21 protein-coding genes and 1 tRNA gene are annotated in these 26,263 nt (G+C 36.6%); 12 read left to right on the top strand and 10 right to left on the bottom strand.

Annotation, left to right across the window (positions count from 1 at the left end; genetic code table 11):
* Positions 1-42 precede the first annotated feature (42 nt).
* From AC2A1G_RS12180 to AC2A1G_RS12145, 8 genes are all read left to right on the top strand, one after another.
* Positions 43-1,389, top strand: coding sequence for a sigma-54-dependent transcriptional regulator (locus tag AC2A1G_RS12180; RefSeq protein WP_484047185.1), 1,347 nt, complete (start codon positions 43-45; stop codon positions 1,387-1,389).
* Positions 1,390-1,709: 320 nt separating this feature from the next.
* On the top strand, positions 1,710-1,787 hold the full coding sequence (locus tag AC2A1G_RS12175) for a potassium-transporting ATPase subunit F (protein ID WP_484047249.1): 78 nt from the start codon (positions 1,710-1,712) through the stop codon (positions 1,785-1,787).
* Between the two features lie 177 nt (positions 1,788-1,964).
* On the top strand, positions 1,965-3,662 hold the full coding sequence (gene kdpA / locus AC2A1G_RS12170) for a potassium-transporting ATPase subunit KdpA (protein ID WP_484047184.1): 1,698 nt from the start codon (positions 1,965-1,967) through the stop codon (positions 3,660-3,662).
* 17 nt (positions 3,663-3,679) lie between these two features.
* A complete protein-coding gene (gene kdpB / locus AC2A1G_RS12165; RefSeq protein WP_484047183.1) occupies positions 3,680-5,701 on the top strand; it encodes a potassium-transporting ATPase subunit KdpB in 2,022 nt (673 codons plus the stop codon).
* Positions 5,702-5,833: 132 nt separating this feature from the next.
* Positions 5,834-6,394: a K(+)-transporting ATPase subunit C gene (locus tag AC2A1G_RS12160; RefSeq protein WP_484047182.1), complete on the top strand. Its 561-nt coding sequence runs from the start codon at positions 5,834-5,836 to the stop codon at positions 6,392-6,394.
* Positions 6,395-6,601: 207 nt separating this feature from the next.
* Positions 6,602-7,690, top strand: a complete 1,089-nt coding sequence (locus AC2A1G_RS12155; protein ID WP_484047181.1) for a porin — start codon at positions 6,602-6,604, stop codon at positions 7,688-7,690.
* A 77-nt stretch (positions 7,691-7,767) separates the two neighbouring features.
* On the top strand, positions 7,768-8,889 hold the full coding sequence (locus AC2A1G_RS12150; RefSeq protein ID WP_484047180.1) for a sensor protein KdpD: 1,122 nt from the start codon (positions 7,768-7,770) through the stop codon (positions 8,887-8,889).
* On the top strand, positions 8,889-10,613 hold the full coding sequence (locus AC2A1G_RS12145; RefSeq protein ID WP_484047179.1) for a HAMP domain-containing sensor histidine kinase: 1,725 nt from the start codon (positions 8,889-8,891) through the stop codon (positions 10,611-10,613). The genes AC2A1G_RS12150 and AC2A1G_RS12145 overlap by 1 nt, the downstream gene beginning before the upstream one ends.
* Before the next feature lie 259 nt (positions 10,614-10,872).
* Here AC2A1G_RS12145 and metQ read toward each other — a convergent pair whose 3' ends face one another.
* From metQ to AC2A1G_RS12125, 4 genes are all read right to left on the bottom strand, one after another.
* Positions 10,873-11,682: a methionine ABC transporter substrate-binding lipoprotein MetQ gene (gene metQ, locus AC2A1G_RS12140; protein WP_484047178.1), complete on the bottom strand. Its 810-nt coding sequence runs from the start codon at positions 11,680-11,682 to the stop codon at positions 10,873-10,875.
* A gap of 236 nt (positions 11,683-11,918) precedes the next feature.
* Entirely contained in the window at positions 11,919-12,575 is a 657-nt protein-coding gene (gene metI / locus AC2A1G_RS12135; protein ID WP_484047177.1) for a methionine ABC transporter permease MetI, read from the bottom strand.
* On the bottom strand, positions 12,568-13,596 hold the full coding sequence (locus tag AC2A1G_RS12130) for a methionine ABC transporter ATP-binding protein (RefSeq protein ID WP_484047176.1): 1,029 nt from the start codon (positions 13,594-13,596) through the stop codon (positions 12,568-12,570). The genes metI and AC2A1G_RS12130 overlap by 8 nt, the downstream gene beginning before the upstream one ends.
* Before the next feature lie 9 nt (positions 13,597-13,605).
* Positions 13,606-14,604, bottom strand: a complete 999-nt coding sequence (locus AC2A1G_RS12125; protein WP_484047175.1) for an EamA family transporter — start codon at positions 14,602-14,604, stop codon at positions 13,606-13,608.
* Between the two features lie 394 nt (positions 14,605-14,998).
* Between AC2A1G_RS12125 and AC2A1G_RS12120 the strand changes: the two genes are divergently transcribed.
* Complete coding sequence (locus AC2A1G_RS12120; RefSeq protein WP_484047174.1) at positions 14,999-15,745, top strand: metallophosphoesterase; 747 nt, start codon at positions 14,999-15,001, stop codon at positions 15,743-15,745.
* A gap of 59 nt (positions 15,746-15,804) precedes the next feature.
* Here AC2A1G_RS12120 and AC2A1G_RS12115 read toward each other — a convergent pair.
* Positions 15,805-15,884: transfer RNA gene (locus AC2A1G_RS12115), tRNA-Leu, on the bottom strand.
* A 79-nt stretch (positions 15,885-15,963) separates the two neighbouring features.
* Positions 15,964-16,725: an MBL fold metallo-hydrolase gene (locus AC2A1G_RS12110; RefSeq protein WP_484047173.1), complete on the bottom strand. Its 762-nt coding sequence runs from the start codon at positions 16,723-16,725 to the stop codon at positions 15,964-15,966.
* A gap of 55 nt (positions 16,726-16,780) precedes the next feature.
* On the opposite strand from AC2A1G_RS12110, the gene AC2A1G_RS12105 reads away from it, so the two are divergent.
* Both AC2A1G_RS12105 and AC2A1G_RS12100 read left to right on the top strand, forming a co-directional pair.
* On the top strand, positions 16,781-18,208 hold the full coding sequence (locus tag AC2A1G_RS12105; RefSeq protein WP_484047172.1) for a TonB-dependent receptor: 1,428 nt from the start codon (positions 16,781-16,783) through the stop codon (positions 18,206-18,208).
* A 13-nt stretch (positions 18,209-18,221) separates the two neighbouring features.
* Entirely contained in the window at positions 18,222-18,671 is a 450-nt protein-coding gene (locus AC2A1G_RS12100) for a GAF domain-containing protein (protein ID WP_484047171.1), read from the top strand.
* A 239-nt stretch (positions 18,672-18,910) separates the two neighbouring features.
* On the opposite strand, the gene AC2A1G_RS12095 is transcribed toward AC2A1G_RS12100, so the two are convergent.
* The 4 genes from AC2A1G_RS12095 to AC2A1G_RS12080 form a co-directional block, all read right to left on the bottom strand.
* Positions 18,911-22,762: an RCC1 domain-containing protein gene (locus tag AC2A1G_RS12095; RefSeq protein WP_484047170.1), complete on the bottom strand. Its 3,852-nt coding sequence runs from the start codon at positions 22,760-22,762 to the stop codon at positions 18,911-18,913.
* A gap of 343 nt (positions 22,763-23,105) precedes the next feature.
* On the bottom strand, positions 23,106-23,834 hold the full coding sequence (locus AC2A1G_RS12090; RefSeq protein WP_484047169.1) for an ABC transporter substrate-binding protein: 729 nt from the start codon (positions 23,832-23,834) through the stop codon (positions 23,106-23,108).
* Between the two features lie 26 nt (positions 23,835-23,860).
* Positions 23,861-25,183 (bottom strand): magnesium transporter, encoded by a 1,323-nt coding sequence (gene mgtE, locus AC2A1G_RS12085; protein ID WP_484047168.1) that lies wholly within the window; start codon positions 25,181-25,183, stop codon positions 23,861-23,863.
* An 82-nt stretch (positions 25,184-25,265) separates the two neighbouring features.
* The gene (locus tag AC2A1G_RS12080; RefSeq protein ID WP_484047167.1) at positions 25,266-25,811 is read right to left on the bottom strand and encodes a pyruvate decarboxylase; all 546 of its coding nucleotides are present in this window, start codon (positions 25,809-25,811) and stop codon (positions 25,266-25,268) included.
* A gap of 166 nt (positions 25,812-25,977) precedes the next feature.
* On the opposite strand from AC2A1G_RS12080, the gene rpsO reads away from it, so the two are divergent.
* On the top strand, positions 25,978-26,247 hold the full coding sequence (gene rpsO / locus AC2A1G_RS12075) for a 30S ribosomal protein S15 (protein ID WP_056036093.1): 270 nt from the start codon (positions 25,978-25,980) through the stop codon (positions 26,245-26,247).
* Positions 26,248-26,263: the final 16 nt, after the last annotated feature.

The following is a 26,263-nucleotide window of genomic DNA, read 5'->3' as shown; positions in this document are numbered from 1 at the left end:
ACTTATAGATTATTATTTACATTTGCTTCATAATAATTTCAATTGAATACAATCCTCATCATCGACGACGAAGAAAAAATCAGAACATTGCTTTCCAGAATTATCAGTTTGGAAGGCTTTGAAGTGTATCAGGCTTCTGATTTGAAAAGCGCTAAAAAGCGCCTTGATATTTCAGATATTGATGTGGTTCTGAGTGATGTAAAACTTCCCGACGGAAGCGGTGTTGAGTTTTCTAAAATCATTAAGGAAAAACATCCTGCAACCGAAGTGATTCTTCTCACTGCTTATGGCAATATTCCAGACGGCGTTCAGGCGATAAAAAACGGGGCTTTCGATTACATTACAAAAGGCGATGATAACAACAAAATTATTCCTTTGGTTTATAAGGCTGTTGAAAAAGTAGTGCTTAACAAACGTATTATTCAGCTTGAAAAACAATTGGGAGACAAACTTTCTTTCGATAATGTTATTGGAAAATCAAAAATTATTCAATCAGCAATTGAATCAGCAAAAAAAGTAGCCGTTACCGATGCAACTGTTCTTTTGACGGGCGAAACAGGAACTGGAAAAGAAGTTTTCGCACAGGCAATTCATAATTCCAGCAACAGAACCAAACAAAATTTTATCGCAATAAATTGCTCAGCTTTTTCCAAAGAATTGTTGGAAAACGAATTGTTCGGGCACAAAGCCGGTGCATTTACCGGAGCAGTAAAAGATGCAAAAGGTATTTTCGAAGAAGCCAATAACGGAACTGTTTTCTTAGACGAAATTGGCGAAATGCCTTTGGATTTACAGGCAAAATTGCTCCGTGTTTTAGAATCAGGAGAATTTTTGAAAGTGGGAGATAACAGACCTACAAAAATTAATGTAAGAATCATTGCGGCTACTAACCGTGATTTGCAAGCCGAAATTGAAAACGGTAATTTCCGGGAAGACCTCTATTATCGTATCAATATTTTCAATATTCAGCTTCCTCCGCTTCGTGAAAGAGTGGTTGATATTGAGGAGTTGGCAAAATTTTTTCTAATGAAATTCAGTAAAAAAGCTGGAAAGAAAATGACGGCAATTTCTACCGATTATCTGGAAGCTTTGAAACAACATTCTTGGAAAGGCAACATCCGTGAGCTGAGAAATGTCATCGAGAGAAGTATTATTCTTTCTGATAGTTTGGAACTGAAATCTGATTCTCTTCCTTCGGAATTTCAAAAAAATCATTCTCATTCTTCAAATACAAAAACTTTATCTGCTTTTGAATTAGCAAGTGCAGAAAAAATCCATATCCAAAAAGTTCTGAATTATGCGAATGGCAATAAAACCAAAACCGCAGAATTACTCGGAATTGCACTCACCACTTTGTACAGAAAGCTGGAAGAGTACCAAATTAAGTAAAAAAAAACTATCATAATAATAGTATCAACCCTTTCATTTTGAAAGGGTTTTTTGTTTCCAAAAAGTTATAATAAATTTTAAATGATTGTCTATGAGTGTTTTGTGTGGTGATTAATTACGTGGGCTCAAATTTGAAAATATTCCGGCATAATATAAAAACAGATTATGCAAAAACGGAAAATCAGAATTCACAGTAGAATTAAATTCTTTGGATTAACAAAAAGAATCTTTAAACCATAAAATATGACACTGGTATTAACTATCGCGGGTATTGTACTTTTTGTACTCTTTTTTCTAACCGTAAAATATTTTGAAAAGATATGACTGCATTATTTATCATCGCCATCGCCGTATTTATCTATATGTGCTATGTCCTTGTAAAACCGGAGAAATTTTAAAAGACTTAAACCAATGAATAAAAAGACCAAAAATATTTTAAAAGAATGGGCACAATTAGTCCTTTGGACTTCATTCGTTATTATTTTCATTTATGTGATAATAACAATTAAAAATATTTCTTGGGTTTAAAATCCATTACAGAAGTTTAAAAAGAAGAATTGACTTAATCAAAAAAAATGAATACAGAAATTTTAGGAATTATTTTGATGTTTGTATTGGTGGTGCTCCTTGCTATTCCACTGGGACGATACATCGGTAAAATATTCAGTAACGAAAAAACCTGGCTCGATGTGATTTTTAATCCTGTCGACAAACTATTTTACAAAATCTCCGGTATCAATCCGGAAAAGGAAATGAACTGGAAACAGCATCTTGGCGCATTACTCACCATTAATGTTGTATGGTTTTTGTTTGGAATGCTCGTTTTGATGAATATGTCTTGGCTACCATTGAATCCCGATAATAATCCATCAATGAACGCCGAATTGGCATTTAATACCACTACAAGCTTTATTTGTAATACTAATTTGCAGCATTACTCAGGAGAAACGGGGATGTCTTATTTCGGACAGTTGGTACTGATGCTTTTCCAGTTTATCAGTGCGGGTTGTGGGATAGCGGCGGCAGCTGTTGTATTCTTAGCAATGAAAGAAAAATCTACCGAGAAGCTGGGAAATTTTTACTTCTTTTTCGTAAGAAGCTGCACAAGAATTTTATTACCAATTGCTATAGTAGTCGCATCAATATTGGCGTTTAATGGAACTCCGATGACTTTTGAGGGAAAAGACACCATCACAAGTTTACAGGGAGATAAAGTTGAAGTTAGCCGTGGACCTGTAGCTGCTTTTACTGCAATCAAACATTTGGGAACAAATGGAGGTGGATTTTTTGGTCCAAACTCTGCACACCCATTTGAAAATCCCATTTACTTTACCAACATCGTAGAAATGATTGCTCAAATGGTAATTCCAATGGCAATGGTCTTTGCTATGGGTTATGTTTTGAGGAGAAAAAAACTGGCCTGGACTATATTTGGAGTAATGACCTTTGGTTTTTTACTTCTTACGATTCCAACTGTTGTTAACGAAATGGGAGGCAATCCAGCAATCGAAAAATTAGGAATAAGCCAGAATATGGGCAGTATGGAAGGGAAGGAAGTTCGTTTTGGCTCTGCTGCTTCTGCTTATTGGAGTATTGCTACCACGGTAATCTCAACAGGAAGTGTCAACTCTATGCACGATAGTTTTACACCACTTAGTGGCATGAATCAATTGCTTGGTATGATGGTAAACTGTTTCTACGGAGGAGTAGGTGTGGGGTTTCTTAATTTTTACATCTTCATTATTCTCTCTGTTTTCATCAGTGGATTAATGGTAGGAAGAACTCCTGAATTTTTAGGTAAAAAAATCGAAGCGAGAGAGATGAAAATCGCAATGATGATTGCGCTGCTTCATCCATTTTTAATTCTTGTAGGAACTGCAATATCAAGTTTTATGGTAGCACATAACCCTGATGAATACGGAAGCTGGCTCAATAACCCTGGTTTCCACGGTTTCACTGAAATGTTGTATGAATTCACTTCATCAAGTGCCAACAACGGAAGTGGTTTTGAAGGATTGGGAGACAATAATACATTCTGGAACATTGCCTGCGGTATTGTAATGATGATGGCGAGATATTTACCAATCATCGGTCCGGTTGCGATTGCAGGAAGTCTTGCAGCTAAAAAATATATTCCCGAAAGTGCGGGAACACTTAAAACAGATACAGCAACATTTGGATTAATGGTGTTTGCAGTCATTGCAATTGTAGCCGCATTATCATTTTTTCCTGCCTTAGCATTAGGGCCAATCGCTGAGTATTTTTCACTTTAATTTTTATTAATATTATAATGAAAGGAAATAACAATTTGTTTCAGGCAGAATTAGTGAATGAAGCTTTGAAACAGTCTTTTATAAAATTACATCCGGCAAAAATGTTCCGTAATCCGGTAATGTTTATGGTTTGGGTAGGAACTCTCGTAATGGCAGGCGTTTGCGTTTGGATTGCGATGGGAGAACAGAGTCAGGGCAGTTTGGTTTACAACATTATTGTAACAGCGGTTTTATTCATCACATTATTGTTTGCCAATTTCGCAGAAGCCATTGCAGAAGCAAGAGGAAAAGCTCAGGCAGATTCTTTAAGAAAAACAAGAGAAGAAACACCAGCGAAAATGCTGACTTCAGATAATGAAGTTAAAATAGTTCCTTCAAACCAACTTAAAAAAGGAGACGTTTTCGTTTGTGAAACAGGAGATATCATTCCTTCAGACGGAGAAATCATTGAAGGTTTAGCTACAATTGATGAAAGTGCCATCACCGGAGAATCTGCTCCCGTAATCCGTGAAGCGGGCGGCGATAAAAGCAGTGTAACAGGAGGTACAAAAGTTCTTTCTGATAAAATCAAAGTAAAAGTAACAACAGAACCCGGAGGAAGTTTCCTGGATAAAATGATTGCTTTGGTAGAAGGAGCTTCAAGACAAAAAACACCCAATGAGATTGCTTTAACGATTTTATTGGCAGGATTTACCTTAGTTTTCATTATCGTTACCGTTACTTTAAAACCATTCGGTGATTATGCAAACACGCCAATTACTATAGCAGCATTCATCTCATTATTTGTATGTCTTATTCCAACTACGATTGGCGGTTTGTTATCAGCCATCGGTATCGCAGGAATGGACAGAGCTCTAAGAGCAAATGTGATTACCAAAAGTGGTAAAGCAGTAGAAACAGCAGGAGATATCGACGTTTTATTATTGGATAAAACCGGAACAATCACCATCGGAAACAGAAAGGCAACTCACTTTTATCCGGCAAACGGAGTGGATGAAAAAGTATTGATTAAAGCAGCTGTTTTAAGTTCTATGGCTGACGAAACTCCTGAAGGAAAATCAATTATAGAATTGGCAGGAATCAATCCTTTAAGCTATGAAGTAAAAGAACCTCAGTTTATCACTTTCACTGCCGAAACCAGAAGTTCAGGGGTCGATTATGAAAACACAAGAATCAGAAAAGGAGCAACTGACGCTATTAAAAATTTGGTTATAAATGCAGGAAATACTTTCCCAAATGAAGTTGCAGAAAAAGTCAGGGAGATTTCTCAAAATGGAGGAACGCCGCTCGTGGTTTCAGAAAATGAAAAAGCTTTGGGAGTTATCGAATTACAGGATATCATCAAGCCAGGAATCAAAGAACGTTTTGACCGCCTTAGAAAAATGGGAATCAAAACCGTAATGGTAACAGGAGATAATCCATTGACAGCAAAATTCATTGCAGAAAAAGCCGGTGTAGACGATTTTATCGCAGAAGCAAAACCTGAAGATAAAATGAACTACATCAAAAAAGAACAAGCTGAAGGAAGATTGGTTGCAATGATGGGAGACGGAACCAATGATGCTCCGGCTTTAGCTCAGGCAGATGTTGGTGTAGCGATGAACAGCGGAACGCAAGCTGCAAAAGAAGCCGGAAATATGGTGGATTTGGATAATGACCCAACCAAATTAATTGAAGTGGTGGAAATCGGAAAACAGTTATTAATGACTCGTGGAACGTTGACTACATTCAGTATTGCGAATGACGTAGCGAAGTATTTTGCGATTGTTCCGGCATTATTTATTGCTTCAATTCCAGCCTTGCAAGGTCTTAATATTATGGGACTTCATTCTCCGGAATCTGCAATTCTTTCAGCGGTTATCTTCAACGCGATTGTAATCCCAATGTTGATTCCTTTAGCATTAAAAGGTGTCGCTTATAAACCAATCGGCGCAAGCGCATTGTTGAGAAGAAACCTTTTGATTTACGGTTTGGGAGGAGTAATCATTCCATTTGTCGGAATTAAAATTATAGACTTAATCGTATCAGTTTTTATTTAAAATAAAAAGTTGGGTGAAGAGTCAGGTAAAAAGCAAAAAGAATAAAAAAGTAAGCAACTTTTCACATCCAACACCCAGCATCTAACACCCAGCATCTAACATCCATCACCCAACATCTAACATCCAACAATTATGAAACAAAATATATTACCGGCAATCAGATTAACTCTTTTCTGTGCTGTGTTTTTTTCAGGATTCTATACGCTTTTCATTTTTGGGATTGCACAGGCTTCCACCAATAATGGTAAAGGCGAAATTATAGAACACAACGGCAAGAAATACTACGCCAATATTGGACAAAAATTCGATAAAGACGAATATTTCTGGTCACGTCCTTCAGCTGTAGATTACAACGCAGCTGGAGCAGGAGGAAGTAACAAAGGACCTACAAATCCGGATTACTTAAAAGAAGTAGAGAGAAGAATAGAAAACTTTATGAAACACAATCCAACAGTTCAAAAATCTGATATTCCTTCTGATATTGTGACCGCAAGTGGAGCAGGTCTAGACCCGAACATCTCTGTACAGGCAGCTAAAGTTCAGGCGCAAAGAATTGCCGATATCAGAAAAATTGACATCAGCAAAGTCAATTCACTTATCGAAAAAAGTATCGAATCTCCTTTCCTTGGAATGTTCGGAACAGAAAAAATCAACGTTTTGAAACTTAATTTGGCTCTTGATAAAGCAAAATAGCTGGCAAACCAAACCTCATAGGTTTTTAAAACCTATGAGGTTAAAAAAACGCCGAAAATCGAAAACTCTATATCATCAAGATTAAATGCTCCAGCGGAGCAATATCTGTGTAGAAAAAAATATTACAATATCCACAAAACTCCGAAGGAGTTTAATATCCTTTTCTGTTCAAATCAGAACTTAAATGATATAAATTATTAAAAATAAATGAAGAAATTATCAATACTTGCATTTTTAATGCTTGGAGCGGTTTCTACGCTGCATGCTCAGGAAGAAACTGAAACTAAAAATCCTTTGAAAATCTCTGGTTATGCAGAAGTGTATTATCAGTATGATTTCAACAATCCGGAGAACAATACAAGACCGGGATTTGTGTACAGTCACAACAGAAACAACGAGGTCAACCTTAATTTAGGATTTGTAAAAGCCAATTACGAAACTGAAAAATTAAGAGCAAATGTAGCTTTAGGAGTGGGTACTTATATGAATTCTAACTACGCTGCAGAACCTGGCGTTTTAAAAAATATTTATGAAGCTAATGTTGGAGTGAAAATTTCAAAAAACAAAAATCTTTGGATTGATGCAGGGATTTTACCATCACACATCGGTTTTGAAAGTGCTATCAGCAAAGACTGCTTTACTTTGACAAGAAGTATCTTGGCAGACAATTCTCCGTATTTCGAAAGTGGAGCAAAAATTTCTTACACCAGTGTCAGTGGAAAATGGTTTGTGAGCGGTTTGGTTCTGAATGGATGGCAGAGAATTCAGCGGGTAGATGGAAATTCTACTGTAGCCTTTGGACATCAGTTAACCTTTAAGCCAACAGAAAAAATCACTTTAAACAGCAGTTCTTTCATTGGAAACGATAAACCAGACAGCATCAAGCAAATGAGGTATTTCCACAACTTATACGGAAGTTTCCAAATCAGTAAAAAGTTTGCACTGATTACAGGTTTCGATGTCGGTGCAGAGCAAAAAGCGAAAGGAAGTGACCAATACAACATTTGGTATTCTCCGGTTGTGATTGCTAAATATTCTCCAACTGAGAAATTAAGCTTTGCCGCAAGAGGAGAATATTATAGTGATGAAAGAGGGGTAATCATTGCGACAGGAACTGCCAATGGATTTAAAACCTTCGGATATTCTCTGAATGCAGATTACTGGATTCTTCCGAATCTGGTTTGGAGAACGGAACTTAAGAATCTAAGCAGTAAAGATGATATCTTTATCAATAGAGATAATAACTTTAAATCAAACAACCTAATGGCAGTGACTTCACTGGCAGTAAGTTTTTAAAATCTCCATATTTACTAAGAATCCCTTGTCCAAAAATTTGGCAGGGGATTTATTAACTTTTACTAAGACAATCTGTTATGGATGAAAAGAATTCTGCACAAGACTTTCTGAATCTCATTAAAAAATCAAGACGGGGAAAATTCAAAATCTACATTGGAATGAGCGCCGGTGTGGGAAAAACCTATCGTATGTTGCAGGAAGCACACGCACTTCTTTCAAGCGGAATTGATGTTAAAATCGGGTATATAGAAACGCATCATCGCAAAGAAACACACGCTTTGCTGGATGGACTTCCAGTCATTCCAAGAAGAACGTTATTCTACAAAGGAAAGGAATTAGAAGAACTGGATGTACAGGCGGTTATCAATCTTCGTCCCGAGGTTGTGATAGTGGATGAGTTGGCTCATACCAATATTGAAGGAAGCAAAAATGAAAAACGCTGGCAGGATGTTGTGGAAATTCTGGATGCCGGGATTAATGTCATTAGCGCAGTCAACATTCAGCATATTGAAAGTCTGAATGAAGATGTGAAACTGATTACCAATATCGAGGTTCAGGAGCGTATTCCGGATAATGTTTTGGCTCAGGCGGATGAGGTGGTGAACATCGACCTTACGTCCGAAGAATTGATTGACCGTCTGAGAGCGGGAAAAATCTACCACCAATCAAAAATCAATTCTGCGCTCAATAATTTTTTTAAATCTGAAAATATTCTTCAGCTCCGTGAATTGGCTTTGAGAGAAGTAGCTTCACAGGTTACCAGAAAAGTGGAAACTGAAGTCACGATTCATAAATCCGTCAAAAAAGAAAAATTTTTGGCTTGCATTAGTTCCAATGAAAAAACAGCTAAAAATGTTATTCGAAAAACTGCGAGATTAGCCAATTATTACAATAGTTCCTGGTATCTTTTGTATGTTCAGATTCCGAGGGAGAGTTCTGATAAAATAGCTTTGGATAAGCAAAGACATTTGATTAATAACTTTAAATTAGCAACAGAATTAGGCGCAGAAATCATCAAAGTAGAAGATACAAAAGTGGCTCACGCAATAATGGAACAGTGTGAAGAACGAAAAATCACAACGGTCTGCATTGGAAAACCCCATTTGAATTTGTGGAAGATTATTCTGGCAACCGATACTTTCAATACTTTGCTTAATAAATTGTCTCAGGAAAATATAGACTTAGTAATTTTGTCATAATGAAAATAAAAACTAAACTCAATATAGGTGTAGGTCTTTTGTTTGTGATGATTGTATTGCTTTCGATACTCAGCGTTTGGAACATTACAAAACTGAAAAAGGACACTAACAACATTTTAGTTGCCAATTACAACACACTGGAATATTCCAGAAATATGCTGTTGGCTCTTGAAGAAATCAATTCTGATCCTTTAGCTTTCGGCGTTTTTGAGAAACATCTCGAAAATCAGAAAAGAAATGTAACCGAACCTGGCGAAAGAGAGACTACCGAAAAAATCTCAACTCACTTTTCCAATCTTAAAAAAAATCCGGAAAATGTAGGTTTGCAGTCTTCCATCAGAAAAGATTTAACAGAATTGATGCAGCTCAATATGTCTGCAATTCAGCACAAAAGCAGTGTTGCAGATGATACAGCGCATAATGGAATCTCCATTATTTCCATCGTAGGAATGCTTTGTTTTTTAGTAGCTTTAATATTAATGTTTAATTTACCGTCGAACATTGCAGATCCTATTCGACAGCTTACAGCGAGTATCAAGCAGATTGCCAATCAAAACTATAAAGAACGGGTACATTTTGAAAGCCGAAGCGAGTTTGGAGATTTAGCAAATTCATTCAATACAATGGCAGAAAAACTTCAGGAATATTCTGAAAGCAGACTCGATAAAATCATCAGAGGGAAAAAACGCATCGAAACTTTGATAGACAATATGCACGACCCGGTTATCGGTATTGATGAAGACCGGAAAGTTCTTTTTGTGAATGATGAAGCTTTGAAAATTACAGGACTTAAGAAAGAAAATTTTGTAGGAAAATTGATTCAGGATGTTGCTGTAAATAATGATTTGGTAAGAGATATCATCAAAGAAATAATTTTGCCGGAAAAGATAAATCTTGAAAAAGAACCGATGAAAATCTATGCCGACGGTAAGGAAAGTTATTTTGAAAAGGAGATTGTCGACATCAATATTATTCCCACAGGAGAACAGCAAAGTCGTTTTATCGGTCAGGTGATTATGCTTAGAAATATTACTCCGTTTAAAGAATTAGATTTAGCTAAAACCAATTTCTTAGGCACAGTTTCGCACGAATTCAAAACTCCTATTTCCTCCATTCAAATGGGATTGCAATTGCTGGAAAACGAACAGATTGGAAGTTTGAATAACGAACAGAGAAATTTGGTTAACGGAATCCGGGAAGATTCAAGTCGCCTTTTAAAAATTACCGGGGAATTGCTGAATATCACACAAGTTGAAAGCGGTTCTATCCAACTCAATATGAAAGATTCAGACATCAATAAAATTATTGAATACGCCGTTGATGCCAACAAATCTTTTGCAGAACAAAAACAGATTCATTTCAAAATTGATATAGAAGAAAGTTTGTCAACTGTTTTAGCAGACAATGAGAAAACAGCTTGGGTTCTTAACAATCTGCTTTCTAACGCTATCCGTTATTCTTATGAAAATTCGAATATTAAAATTAATGTCAGAAAAGTTGATGATAAAATTCAGTTTTCAGTAACCGATACAGGACAGGGAATTGCGCCTCAATATTTATCCAAAATCTTTGACCGCTATTTTAGGGTTCCCGGAAGTAAAAAAGAGGGTACGGGTTTGGGATTAAGCATCAGTAAGGAATTTATTGAAGCTCAAGGCGGAGAAATTATGGTTAAAAGCGAGTATGGAGCAGGAACTACTTTTTATTTTCAATTGAATACTTAAAATTTTGTTTGAATATCCATTTACTCAAGACCATTCTGGAAATAGCTTTTTTGATCAACCTAAGGAAAAAGATTACAAGTAAAAAAATAGACCATCTCAAAACTGAGACAGCCTATTTAAAATTAAATTCTAACTACATTTTTTTTAAGTCAATTGTAAATTCTGTTTCGCAAATGAATAGTAAATTTTGAAGGTGATTTTAAAGATTCACAAGCGAAGCAAATTCACAATTGATTACTCATCAATCATCAATCATATCTCAGTTCCATCCCTTCACAGCGCCACCTTTGAAGATTTCTCTGGCTTTATCTTCCACTTCTTTTGACTGATAAGCTTTGAGGAAATTTTTCACTTTATCCGTGTTTTTATTATCTTCTCTTGAAACCACGACATTCATGTATGGTGAATCTTTATCTTCTTTAAAAATTCCGTTTTTATCAGCATCCAAACCAGCCTGAGCAGCAAAATTGTTGTTGATTATTGCAATCACAACTTCTTTGTCATCCAGAACTCTGGGTAATTGTGGAGCTTCAATTTCAAGAATTTTTAGCTGTCTTGGATTTTCAGCGATGTCGGTTACTTTTGGTAATAATCCGATGCCGTCTTTTAATTTTAATAAACCATTTTTCTGCAAAAGAAGGAGAGAACGTCCGCCGTTTGTTGGGTCATTGGGAATCACAATGGTGCTTCCGTTTTGAAGTTCACTGATGCTTTTTATCTTTTTTGAATAGGCGACAATCGGATAAACAAACGTGTTTCCGATCACCGCTAGTTTATAGCCCCGCTGTTTCGACTGCTCATCAAGATAAGGAACGTGCTGAAAGGCATTGGCATCGATATCGCCGTTGTTCAAAGCCTCGTTGGGAACTACATAATCATTGAATGAAACCAGTTCCACTTCAAGATTGTACTTTTCTTTTGCTACTTTTTTGGCAGTTTCGGCAATCTGCTGTTCCGGTCCGGAAGTGATTCCTACTTTGATAAAATTAGGATCATCTTTTTTTGGAGAATTACATGCTCCGAATAAAAGCAGTCCTGCTGCTACACTTAGAATTTTTATTTTTTTCATTGAAAATTATTTTTTATTAATGTTGGGTGCTGGGTGTTGGATGATAGAAGAGGGGAGACGGAAGAGTGAAGTAATGAGAAAGCACTTTCACTATTTTATTCTCAATCAATTTTATCTCTGATAAAATCTTTGCGCCTTAAAAAGACACCATACAGAATAAAAACCTTGCGCCTTTGCGTTTAACCAAACCCTCAAACGCTCAAACCTTCCGACCCTCAACTCTCCCACATAAAAACTCACCGATGATCAACCCTTTTCGCCAGTCTATCTCCTGAAAACTGAATGATAAACACCAGTGCCACGAGAAGTCCAAGCACCAGATTCATAATCAAAGCATCATAACCGATGTAGCCGTACTGATATCCGATCTGTCCCAATCCACCGGCTCCGACTGCTCCACCCATTGCGGAATAACCCACCAATGTGATTAGAGTAATTGTTGCGTTATTAATTAAAGAAGGCAACGCTTCCGGCAACAAAACTTTTCTGATAATCTGAAACGGTGAAGCTCCCAAAGCTCTGGCGGTTTCAATTAAACCATTTGGGATTTCGAGTAAACTGTTTTCGACCAGTCTTGCAATAAACGGCGCTGCCCCAATACTTAAAGGAACCAATGCGGCGTTCATTCCGATGGAAGTTCCAACGATGGATCTTGTGAAGGGAATCATCCAGACAATTAGAATAATAAAAGGAATTGACCTGAAAATATTAACCAAAACCGAAAGAATTCTATTATAAATGATGTTCTCTATAAGCTGTCCTTTTCGGGTAACAAAAAGCAGAATTCCCACCGGAAGACCGAGTACGAAACCGAAAAATCCTGATACAAAAGTCATGTAAATGGTTTCCCAGACTCCCTTTGACAGAAGCGAAATTACAGAGTCACTAAGCATATCCTTTTAAAGTATTTTGAATGTTATTCTGATTAAAATAATAGATGGCTTTTTGGTTTTCTTCCGTTTCTCCTTTCAGTTGTAGCAACAGTTTTCCAAAGTTGGAATCTCCGAGGTATTCTACATCAGCCTTCAAAAGTTTGTAGGGAATTTTATATTGATCATAAATCACTGAAAGCAGTTTTTCAACGCTGATATTTTCATTTAATTCGATTTCGACCAGCGGAAAAAGTCCGGTCTGCGGCTCTTTCTGTAGTTTTTTGTTGAGTTCTTGCGGTATAGTCATAACACCAGAGTTTAAAAATTGTTTGATGATGGGATTTTCTTTGTTGGAAATAATTTCGCTCAAAGTTCCTTTTGTTACTAATTGTCCTTTGTCGATAACGGCGACGTGGTTGCAGATCGCTTTGATGACTTCCATCTCGTGGGTAATCAGCAAAATTGTGATTCCGAGCCTGTGATTGATATCTCTCAAAAGCTGCAAAATAGATTGCGTGGTTGCCGGATCGAGTGCGCTTGTGGCTTCATCACAGAGCAGGAGGTACGGGTCGTTGGCTAAAGCTCTTGCAATGGCAACCCTTTGTTTTTGCCCTCCTGATAAGCTTTTCGGATAATCGTTGGCTTTATCTTCAAGCCCGACAATTTTTAGAAGTTCATTTACTTTATCACGGATTTTTTCTTTGCTTAAGTTATCCAGTTCCAATGGAAGCGCTATATTTTCAAAAACAGTCCTCGAAGAAAGCAGATTGAAATGCTGGAAAATCATTCCGATCTTTTTACGCTCTTTGGCGAGTTGTTTTGGTTTTAATTTGGTGAAATCTGTACCGTTGATGATAATTTGTCCGTTATCAGGCCTTTCCAAAAGATTTAACGTTCTTATCAAAGTACTTTTTCCGGCTCCAGAAAATCCTATGATTCCGACAATATCGCCTTTTTCAATGTTGAGATTTACATCATCCAAAGCTTTGAAAGACTGTTTTTTCTGATGAAAGGTTTTTGATATATTTTTAATTTCTATCATTTTTAAATTTTACATGGGTTGATAAGGTCTGCTGATTCTTCCGAAATGTCTGGCAATTCTTCTGATTTTGGCTTTTGACCGTTTTGAAAGTTTAAAATATTTGGTGACATTGGTTAACAAAACTCCTGTTAATATGATTACCAATCCGTACAATTGATTTCCGTTGATGGTTTGATTGGCAATGATAAATCCTGCAATAACAGTGACGATTGGATTAATATAAGTATGTGTACTGACGATGGCTGCAGGTTTTACCGATAAAAGCCAGATGTAAGAAATGTAGGCGATAATGGATCCGAAGAAAATCAGAAAGAATAAACCCAGCCAAGCCGATACAGGAACTGCTGCTAAAGAAAATCCAGTCCATTCACTTCTGAAAAACGCAACAACAAATGATGCTAATCCAGCCACAATCAACTGTTGAGAAATATTCATAAAAGTAGAGTGGTCTGCCGGATTTTTCTTGGAATATAAAGATCCCAAAACCCATGCAACTGAACTTAAAGCCAAAACAATAAAAGCCGTAATTCGCAATGATGAACTTATATTTTCAGTGTGTGAATTAACGCTTCCGTTTAAGAATAGAATAAGTCCGACAAATCCCAGTATCAGTCCGATAGGTATAAATTTATCTGAGAAATAATAGCTCCAGTTTTTCTTATCGATGGCAATAAACCAGAAAGGTCCGGTTGCAATGGTAATCGCAGCTTCGGAAGCCGTAACGTATTGTTCGCCCCATGCGACAAGGCCTGTTCCTCCTGTGAGAATCAGAATTCCGGTTACGGCATTTTTCCACCAGTTTTTTAATGAATTTGCTTTTTCACCTTTCGCCAATAAATATCCAATTAATAGAATTCCTGCAGCGAAAAATCTCAGTCCTGAAAGAACAAAGGGTGAAAATCCGGTTAGTCCGAATGAGATGGCGAGAAATGTGATTCCCCAGATGATGTAAATGTTGGCAAATGCTATGGGGACAAGCCATTTGTTTTTAAAATCAGTTGTTTTCATATTGTTTTTGTTTATTGGTTTTTGCAAATAAAAAAGGCTCTACAACGTGGTAAAGCCTTTATAAAAATGTCATAATAAAAGTTTAAGCTCATCCACTAAAATTCCCATACAAAGGCATACAGCACTGCATCATCATACCGTTGATGCACATCATCCTCATAGAATTGTATCTGAATTTTGTCTTCATTTTCATTATTAAACCTGATTACGGTTGCAAATATAGAACATATATTTTTATTAGTCTACTAAAAAAGTAGACTTTGTTTAATTTGAATCTAATTAATTAATTTAAAATGCTTTAAATCAAATTATTATATTTTTATTTTATTGTGCTGATTTTAATCATGTTTATTATTAAAGTTGTTTTTCTGACGAAAAATATTATTTTAGGTCTATGAAAATTCAAATTATCAGTGATCTGCATCGCGAATTTGGTTCCACTGATCTGTCTTTTGAAAATGCTGATGTGGTCATATTAGCAGGAGATGTTGATTTAGGAACGAAAGGAATTAGTTGGATTAAAACTAAAATTCCGGATAAACCTGTGATTTACGTTTTAGGAAATCACGAGTATTACAAAGGTTCTTACCCGAAAACTTTAAACAAAATAAAAGAAGCTACTGAAAATTCTAATGTACATGTTTTGGAAAACTCTTTTGTGGACATTGAAAATGTAAGATTTCACGGTGCAACTTTATGGACTGATTTTTCAATTTTCGGTGATCCGAGATATTACGGGATGGTGAGTCAGTCGGTGATGAATGATTATAAATTAATCAGACGTGATCCCTCTTATTCAAAGATGAGAAGTATAGATACTTTTAAGATCCACCAAATCTCCAGGCATTGGCTGAAGGAAAGTCTGGAAAATTCGAAGGGAATGAAAAATGTTGTCGTAACGCATCACGGACCAAGCCTGCAATCTGTTCCTGAACATTTTAAAACTGACCCTGTCACTTCTGCTTACGCTTCCAATCTTGAGGGTTTTATTTTGGAACATAAGCCTCTTTTTTGGATTCACGGTCATATTCACACGCCCTCGAGATATAAAATAGGAGAGACAGAAATTATCTGCAATCCGCATGGTTATATCAGCGAAAAATACAATGGCTACGAAAAAGAGCTGATTATTGAAGTTTGAAACTTTCAAGAAAATTTAAATTTTAAGCAAAAAAAACCTCTGAAAAATCAGAGGTTTTGTACCCAGGACCGGGATCGAACCGGTACTCCTAAGAACTGGTGTTTGAGACCAGCGCGTCTACCAATTCCGCCACCTGGGCTGGTGTTACAGCGTGCTGTAAATCGGTGTGCAAATATAGAAAGTTTTATGTAAACTCAAAAATTATTTTGAAGAATTTTTTAAAAAATTATTTCCAATCCGTCGTAGGCGAGGTGTATTCCGTCGGGAAGTAATTCTTCCTCAACAGAATAGAGCCCGAAATGATGGCTGATGTGGGTGAGAAACATTTTTTTTGGTTTAAACTCTTCATACAGTTTAATCACATCAGGTAAGATAAAATGGGCAGGATGTGGATCAAACTTGCGGATGCAGTTTACGATTAAAACATCTAAGTCTTTCAGTTTTTCAGGATCTTCCACAGAACTTGCGTCGGTTATATATGCTACTTTTTTAAATTTATAACCTAAAATTGGCAGATTCCCATGATTTACGGCAATTGGGTCAATTACGGCATCTCCATATTCAAATTTTTGATTGGTAATGGCATTTAAATCAAAAGCTGGAGCACCGGGATATCTTTCATCAGAAAAAGCATACGGAAATCTGTTTTTTACTTCGCCACCCACACGCTCGAGGCAATAAATGGGCATGTTTTTTCCGGATTTGAAAATCAAAGGCCGCATATCGTCCAGCCCAATCACATGGTCGTTGTGCTCATGTGTAATGAGGGTAATATCTATATGCTCTTCTTTGTTTAAAAGCATTTGCTGTCGGAAATCGGGCCCACAGTCAATCAGAATTTTTTTTTCCTCATCAGAAGTAATCATCACAGAAGATCTGAATCTGGTATCTTTCGGATCTGTAGACTTGCATACCTCGCAGGTACATCCTATAACGGGAACACCCTGCGAGGTTCCTGTACCTAAAAATTTCAACTTCATTTTCTTTCGAGGTTGGTTTAATTTTGGTAAATTTACGAAAAAATTACACGTCCTAATGTATCAGAAACTTACGCCCAAGCAAAAAGCATTGACAATTAATCTAGATCCTACTATTTATGGTACTTTCGCAGAAATTGGAGCAGGGCAGGAGACCGTTCGGCATTTTTTCAGAGCAGGAGGAGCGTCGTCTACCATCGCAAAGGCCATGTCGGCTTATGATAAGGACTTCAGTGATGCCATTTATGGAAAAGAGGTTAAAAACAGATATGTTACCCAAAACCGTCTCAGGAAAATGCTCCGTTATGAGGTAGCATTGATTGAGGAGCGTATTTCAAGGGAAAACCATCCCAACAGAAAGTATTTTTCTTACGCCAACACCGTTACTACGATTAATTTTGATAAAACTTTAAAAGGACACGGCTGGGTAGGAATTCGTTTTCAGAGTGAGGTGGATGCTCAGTACAACGAGATTGTTATCCATGTTAAATTTAAAGAAAACGATGCTACTCTTCAGCAGGAAACACTAGGTAATCTTGGTGTTAACTTAATCTACGGAGCTTATAAATATTCAGATAACCCAAGAAATTTAATAGAATCTCTCTACGATGATATTGCAAAAGACAATCTTGAAATTGATATGATTGATTTCAGCGGACCTGTTTTTGATTATGTAGACAACCGTCTGATGTCGCTCCAGCTTGTAAAAAATGGGATGACTGATGCCGTTGTTTTCAATTCTGAAGGAAATAATATGCTTCCTGCGGATCTTTTGTACAAGAAAAATATTTTTGCGGTAAGAGGAAGTTTCAGACCCGTAACTAAAGTAAATATTGATATGCTGAAAAGCGGTATCGAAATGTTTATGAAAGATTCTCAGTGTACAGAAGAACAAACAGAGATTTTTATTGAAATTACCATCTCAAACCTTCGTGCAGACGGAGATATTGATGAAAGAGATTTTCTGGATAGAGTAGATGTTTTAGGTAAATTAGGTTACACGGTTATCATTTCAAATTTCTCAGAATATTACAGACTTATCGATTATTTCTCAACCTACACAAGTGGCGATATCGGCGTAGCGATGGGAGTAAACAACATGCTGATGGTATTTGATGAGAAATATTACAAAAATCTTTCAGGTGGAATTTTGGAAGCTTTCGGTAAATTCTTCAGAAACGGAATGCGTGTTTATCTTTATCCTTACAAAGATCCTGAAACACAGGAACTTCTCAATTCTACAACCCTGAAAGTGGGCGATAATCTGAAAGAATTATACAAATATTTTAAAACCAACAACAGAATTGTAGATATCGAAAACTTCAATCCTGAATTTCTGGAAATTTACTCAAGAGAAATTTTAAGAAAAATTACCTGCAACATCGAAGGCTGGGAAAATCAGGTTCCGGATGGCGTAGCTGAAATGATTAAGGAAAGAAGTATGTTTGGCTACAAAAAAGAACTTTCGTTAAAACAATTCTCATAAATATTTTAAGAAAATGTCAGAATTAAAAAAAAGACTTTCGTCTATTCTTGAAAGTCCAAAACATAACGTAGAAGAGAAACTTGAAAAGGTTTGTCATCTTTTAGATCAGGAAATTTCCTATTTCAACTGGACGGGTTTTTACTTCAAAAACGGTGATAAGGATGAGTTGAAATTAGGACCTTACGTGGGTGCTCCAACTGATCACACTATTATTCCTTATGGTAAAGGTATTTGCGGTCAGGTAGCGGTTTCAAATGAAACTTTTGTAGTTCCGGATGTGAATGAAGAAAGCAATTATCTAAGCTGCTCGATCGATACTAAAGCAGAAATCGTAGTTCCAATCTTCAAAGACGGACAAAACGTCGGACAAATCGATATCGATTCTCATACGGTAGATCCTTTTACAGAAGATGATAAAGAGCTTTTGGAATGGCTTTGTAATGAAGTTTCTAAGATTTTGTAATCTTCTTTGAATTTAAAATATAAACTCCAATGAAAATTGGAGTTTTTTTATGAATGAAATTAAACCTCATCAATATAAAGATTTTTTCGAGGTATAATAAATTAGTTTCGTCAACAGAATATGTTTTTTTCGTTCCGGCTATCTGTATTATAAAAAAATTAACGTGCACAGAATCTGTACACGTTAATGATTTGTCATTCTGATGCAATTTGCATTTCAGAAGTTATAAAAGTTGAAAACTACTGTTTAATCACTTTTACTGTCTTGACGTTATCTGCTGTTACTAATTTGATCAGATAAACTCCTGATGCTAAAGCAGAAAAATCTAACGTTCCTTGCTGAGCATTGATGGTTTTTGTTAGAACCTGCTGTCCGCTAGCACTGTAAACCGCAGCAGAGCGAATTATTTGATCAAATGAAATATACAACAGATCCTTTACAGGATTTGGGAAGACTTTCAGATGATCTACATTTGTTACAGTTTCATTAACGGCTAAATTAACCGACGTGCAATCAATTGCAGTAAGTACATTTCTGTTGGTTAATGTACCATCGCCCAGTTTTCCGCCGCTATTGTTTCCACATGCTTTCAAAAATCCATTATTATCGATTGATAGCGTATGATCATATCCGGCAATAACCCATTGATGATTGGTCGTATTTCCTAAAAATATAGAACTTGAATCGTTGGTATTACCGTTCCCTAATTGGCCAAAACTATTGAGTCCGCAAGCAAACATATTTCCGTACATTGTGGTTCCCATTGTATTTAGGAATCCTCCAGAAATAGTTTTCACTTGATCATATACAGCCGTAGGTGTGTATTTAGTGGTAGTTGTACCAGTACCCAGTTGTCCTTTTTCATTATTTCCCCATGTATAAAGTATTGCATTAGAATTTCTTGCCATTGAATGATTGTATCCGGCAGCAATATCTGTCCAGCCTGTACCTGTTCCGATTTGTTTAGGCTGAAGCGAGTTAAATCCTGTTCCGTCACCCAATTGACCGCTATTGTTATATCCCCAGGCCCAAATTGTTCCGTTCGTTTTTAAGGCCAAAGAAAAATAAGCCCCTGCTGAGACGCTTGCCCAATTGGTTGCTGTACCTATTTGGGTAGGAACCATTTTGTCTATTGTTGTTCCATCTCCTAAGCCTCCATATATATTGGATCCCCAGACCCACAGTGTTCCATTGGTTTTTATGGCCAAGGCATGGTTGTTCCCTAGAGAAACGTCATTCCAGTTATTAGCTGTTCCAATTTGTACAGGTGTACTTCGGCTGACAGTTGTTCCGTCGCCTAATCTACCATCACCGTTATATCCCCAAGCCCAGAGTGTTCCGTCTGTTTTTATTCCCATAGAATAATAACCTCCCGCAACAATTTTTTTCCAGTTATTTGCTGTACCTATCTGCACAGGAGTTTGTCTCGTAGTATTTGTCCCATCACCTATGTGAGGTCCCCCAACGCCCCAAGCCCAAAGTGTTCCATCGGTTTTTAACCCCAAAGTATGGCTATACCCGCCACTTACGCTTTGCCAACATCCCGTAGCAGGTGCAGCCGGGGTGGTAAATGAACCGCCCGGTACCCATGCACTCGTGGTTGTACCTTGGTTGGAAAAGCAATTAGATGCAACCCACCAGTAGTATGTAGTTCCAGGGGTAAGGTTTGCAAGAGTTGCTGTTGTTGAAACAGTCGCTGTACCCGTTCCGGTCATGGTTGGGTTGGTAGAATAGATATAAAGATAACCGCCGGTATATCCTGGTGTAGGTTCCAGCCAGTTCAAAACAGCAGTGGTTGAAGTAATGTTAGAGGTATATAACTGGTTTGGAGGAGTGCAATTTATCGGGCACGAAATAGAAATGAATGAAATTTTATTCGCTGTAGTACCGTCACCTAATCGTCCTCCTTCGTTATTTCCAGTAGCTTTCAAAAACGCATCATTGTTTATTGCTAATGTATGGTAAGCTCCTGCAGAGACGATACTGAAATCAGTGGCATTTCCTACAGAAATTGAGTTTGAATTATTAGAAACTGTACCATTTCCGAGTTGACCATAATTATTGTGCCCAGTAGTAAATATGTTTCCAAATGTGGTTGTTCCTACAGTATGATATCCTCCAGCATCAATATTTTTAACTTGGTCAAATACAGCAGTAGGAGTTAAACTATTTGTATTGTTATTATTACCCAGCTGTCCTTCATTATTTCTTCCCCATGTATAAAGTAATCCATTTGATTTTCTGGCTACAGAATGAAAATATCCTGCTGCAACATCTGCCCAATTTGTGTCTGTACCAATCTGTGTTGGAATATTTTTATTTGTAGTGGTACCATCACCCAATTGACCATTTTGGTTACTTCCCCAAGTCCAGAGGGTACCATTTGTTCGCAATGCCAGCGAGAAACCATTTCCTGCTGCAATACTTTTCCACGTATTGATGGTTCCTACTTGAGTTGGTACGTTTCGGCTTGTAGTTGTTCCGTCACCCAGCTGGCCTGTATTATTGTTACCCCAGCTCCAAAGTGTTCCATTTGTTTTTATGGCTAATGTGTGTTCATTTCCAGTTGTAATATCCAGCCAATCATTAGCTGTTCCTACCTGTACGGGAGTATTTTTATTAATCGTTGTTCCGTCACCCAATTGACCTGATGTGTTGTTGCCCCATGACCACAATGTTCCATCTGTCTTTAGACCAACTGAATACAGGTCACCTGCACTAACTTTTTTCCAGTTATTTGCACTTCCTATCTTAATTGGAACATTCTTATCAGTAGTTGTTCCGTCTCCTAATTGTCCATAATCATTTTTCCCCCAAGCCCAAAGTGTTCCATCTAGTTTTATTCCCAATGAATGCGTTACACCAGCGCTTACACTTTGCCAACATCCTGCTGGAGAAAGTGTTGTAAAAGATCCTCCCGATACCCAACTGCTTTGATTTGATCCGCAGTTAGACTTAACCCACCAATAATAAGTAGTGTTTGGAGATAAGTTGATTAAATCAGCAGAAGTAGCTACAGTATTACCATTTGGATTTCCCATTGTCTGCGATGTACCATAAGCGTACACATATCCTCCAGAAGGTGCTGTGGCTATTGGTGACCAGTTCAGAGTAGCCGTTGTAGAAGCCACATTCGAAGTGTGCATTTGAGTAGGAGAGGCACAAAGACTGGAACTTGGTGCCATTTTTACCAAACCAAGCTGTAATGTACCTAACCAAATAGTTCCTGAGCTTTGTGTTCTAACTGTGCTAAAATAATTGTCAGGTAAACCTGAATTGGTATTTGTCGTATTATAAGTTGTACAGTTTGTGAAATTTTGTACGCCGGCTCCGCTGAAGCCAATCCATACTTTGCTGTTATTGTCTACATCCAAAGCATTAAGCTGAGGTCCTGCCAGACAAGAACTGTTTGCATAGGTAAATGTGATATTTGTTCCACTTATCGTTAAAGTTATTAAACTGTCAAAACCTTTCACATATACTGTATCGTTGGCAATTCTCAATATTTTTTGAGTGCCTTGCGCTACGAAATTGAAAGTACTGCCATTCAATTTATACAATACTCCATTATTTGTAACCCAAACCCCATTACTGCTATCCGTTGCTACAGAGTTCAAATTTGAGATTGAATTATAGGTAGTCCACGTAGTCCCATTGAATTTTGTAAGTCCTGCACTGGTTACCACCCAAAGGTTATTTTGCCCATCGACTGCTATGTCAATGATCTCATTACTTGGCAATCCTGAATTGGAGGTGGTGTAATTGGTCCATGTACTTCCATTATAAAGAATGATACCGTTGAGTTGAGAAGCAATCCATTTTCTTCCCAAACCATCAATTTCAATTTTTGATATTGAATTAGAAACAATACCTGAATTAGTGGTATTGTAATTGGTAAAAGTTGTTCCGTTAAAAGTTGAAACGCCGTTATAAGTAGCAATCCACAGCAAACCGTTGGCGTCCGTTTTAATATCGGCGATATAGTTGCTGCCAATTCCTGAATTTGACGTATTGTAAGTTGTGTAACTGTACGTTTGTGCAAACACAGAAATTGTAATGATACTTAAAAATAATAAGTAAAGTTTTTTCATTGTATTTCTAAAAATAAGTTTATTTAATTGTTTCTTTTACCGTTGGTAAATGCCTGTTCCTCTTAATGTTCTTTTTTTTACATTATTTCTCAGATCATTAATTTTGATTAGAATATTCTCATTAAGTGTGAATTATTCGGCAGATTGCAAAAATATAATTTTTTACTATTCAAAATGAATTAGTTGATAAAAATTAATAAAAATTTATCTAAGCACTGTGAAATCAGTCAGTAAGTGTATTGATTAAAATATAACAAAAGGAAACATGTTCAAAAACATGAATTGTTAAAGATGAGAATAGAGTTTTGTAATTTGAGATGAAAAAAATGTGATTTAGCAAAAACTATTGGTTGAAGTCAGCGGTCAATTCTTTAAAATAATCCTCACACTTCGCAATATGTGTTCCGTACCAGGAAAATGCCTCACCATCCACAATCATGATTTTTTTGTCGGGATAAGTTTCTTTCAACTCCAAAATATGTTTTTCTTTAAACGGAAAAGGCTCTGATGAAAGCATAATGACATCCGCATCTGCTAAATCTTCGGTTTTAATTTCAGGATAACGTTTTTGATCTTCAAATAAATTTTCAAAACCGATTTCTTTTAAAATTTTATCTATAAAAGTATCCGAACCAACCGTCATGTATGGATTTTTCCAGATCAGATAAGCTGCTTTAACCGGCGAATTTATTTTTGAATTTTGAAGCACATCGTAAATTTTCAGATTGTATTGTTGTGCTCTTTCTTCTTTATTAAAAAGGTTTCCGAGAGTTTTTAAAAGGTAATAATTGTCTTCAATATTTTCAATATTGGTAACAACTACTTTAAAATCTTTCATCAATTCTTCCACCTGTTCTTTCACATTTTCTTCTTTGTTGGCAAGGATGATGTCTGGTTTTAAATTTTTTATCTTCTCCAGATTAAGATTCTTCGTACCGCCGATGATTTCGACATTTTTCACTTTTTGTTCGGGATGAATGCAGAATTTTGTTCTTCCAACAATTTCATTTTCCGTTAAACCCAAATCAAATAAAGCCTCAGTAATCGAGGGAACAAGAGAAACTACTTTCATTGAATAATTTTAGATGATGCCTAAAATTACAAAAGTTTTCCGGTTAAAAACATCGCTGCAATGGTAAAGTAGATAATTAATCCGGTGACGTCTACCAAAGTAGCCACGAAAGGTGCCGAAGAGGTTGCAGGGTCAAGATTAAATTTTTTCAGAATAAAAGGAACCATAGAACCCGAAATTGTTCCCCAAAGCACAATCATTGATAAAGAAATTCCTGCGCTGATACCTATGAAAAACCAATAATCGCCATAATCGAACCAGCCGAGTTTGTGCCAGATCATAATTCTTAAAAAACCGATAACACCGAGAAATGTTCCTAAAATAATTCCGGTTAGAAGTTCTTTTTTCATCACAATCCACCAGTCTTTTATCGTGATTTCCTGTAATGCCATTGCACGGATAATCAAAGTTGCAGCCTGCGACCCGGAATTTCCCCCACTCGAAATAATCAATGGAATAAATAGAGCTAAAACGACTGCTTTTTCAATTTCATTTTCATAGAAACCCATTACCGATGCGGTAATCAGCTGTAAAAAGAAAAGTACAATCAGCCAAAGTCCACGTTTTTTGATCATTTCCCACCAATGCGTCTGGATATAGGGGTCATCCAACGCATCTACACCCCCGAATTTCTGAATGTCTTCGGTATTCTGAGATTCAATCTGATCTAAAATATCATCAATAGTCACAATTCCTACCAAAACTCCGGCTTCAGTAACAATTGGTAGAGCTGCACGGTCGTATTTTTCAAAATATTGTACTGCATCTTCTTTGGAAGTAGTTGTAGTAATTGCAACAAAGTGATTGTCAGTTATTTCTGAGATTAAAGTTTCTTCTTCTTCCAAAAGTAAACTTCCCAAAGCAATATCATCAATTAAGCGGTTTCTTTCGTCAACCACGTAAAGATAATTCATGGTTTCTACCTTGCTTCCTACTTTTTTAATCTGCTGAAGACATCTTTTTATCGTCCATTCTTTTCGGATCTGGATATAGTAAGGCGTCATCAGACGAGCAATGGAATCAGAATCGTAGCCCAAAAGTTTTAGGGCAATTCTTCTTTCCTGCGGATTAAGATGGTTGATGGAATATTTGATGAGCTCATCCGGAAAGTCTTCAAAAAGTGAAGTTCTGTCATCGGGAGTCATTGCATTCAGGATTTCAGAAACCTCAGCACTTGTGATGCTTCGGATGGTTTCTTCCTGAAAATCAGGATCAAGATGCGAAAAAACATCTGCTTTATACTCTTTCGGAACTTTCAAAAATGCCAACAGTCTCTCGTCAGCTGGTAATTCGCTGAGGGTTTCGGCAATGTCGGCGGGGTTGAAGATAAGTTCGTCAGATTGATTCAAAATAGAAATTTTTGCTATGCAAAAATAAATCAAATTTTAAAACTATGTACAGAACTGCCTAAATTTAAGGATTTCTTAAACTTTAAATATCGGTTTCAGCAGTCTGCTTTAGCTTTCTGAGGTTCTTAAGGATGGTTTTTAATGCTCCGGCAGTTCCAATTTTAATGGAATTTTCTGCTGAACCAAGCATTCGCATGTTTTTTCTGTAAGTATCATAAGATGATTCTGTGATCAGATTTCCGCTTTTGTCAAAGAGTTTCATGCTTACAATGACTTGATTTGAAAAGACATATTTTCCCAAACCTACTTTGAAATATTTAACCTTAGAAACAGTCACAAAATCAGCATCGTTATTGGATGCGTAATCTGAAATGGTTTGCTGATCTGCAGTGTCAAACGGCATCTGTGTTTCCGTTTTCATCATTTTACTTTTTTTGTGCAGGCTGATATTATCTGAAATGGCACTGAAAAAGGCAAGATTTGTAGGTTCTTTTATTTCCTCGATATCGGGTTCTACTTCGGGATTAAAGTAGAGAATGTTCTGAATATCATGATGTTTTTGCGCTGAAATTGTGTTGGTTTTCAGTGCAAAAATAATAATCAGACTAAATAATAATTCTTTTCTCATTTACAGTTGCAAAAATACTGTCTTTTAGTGAGATAAGAGATGTTTTTTTGATAATTTTAATAGTCTTTTTATTATCAGAAAGCTAAAAGTTGTAATCAGCTTTTCTGATTCAAAAAAATATTGTACTTTTGCACCCGTTACATAATAATCATTAAACAATATTGGAATGTACTTAACAACAGAAAAAAAGTCAGAAATTTTCGCAAAGCACGGAAAATCTGCAACAGACACAGGAAGCGCTGAAGGACAGGTAGCTTTATTTACTTTCAGAATCAACCACTTATCTCAGCACTTGAAGGCAAATCGTCACGATTTCAACACTGAGAGATCTTTGGTAAAATTGGTAGGTAAAAGAAAAAGCTTACTTGATTATCTTAAGAAAAAAGATATCAACAGATACAGAGCGATCATCGCTGAATTAGGATTAAGAAAATAATCTTAGCGATAGTCTA

The organism is Chryseobacterium sp. HNCC26DJ240 (genome assembly GCF_057180485.1).
Note: the sequence above shows the minus strand (reverse complement) of the source record. Positions and strands in the feature narration are given on the sequence as shown.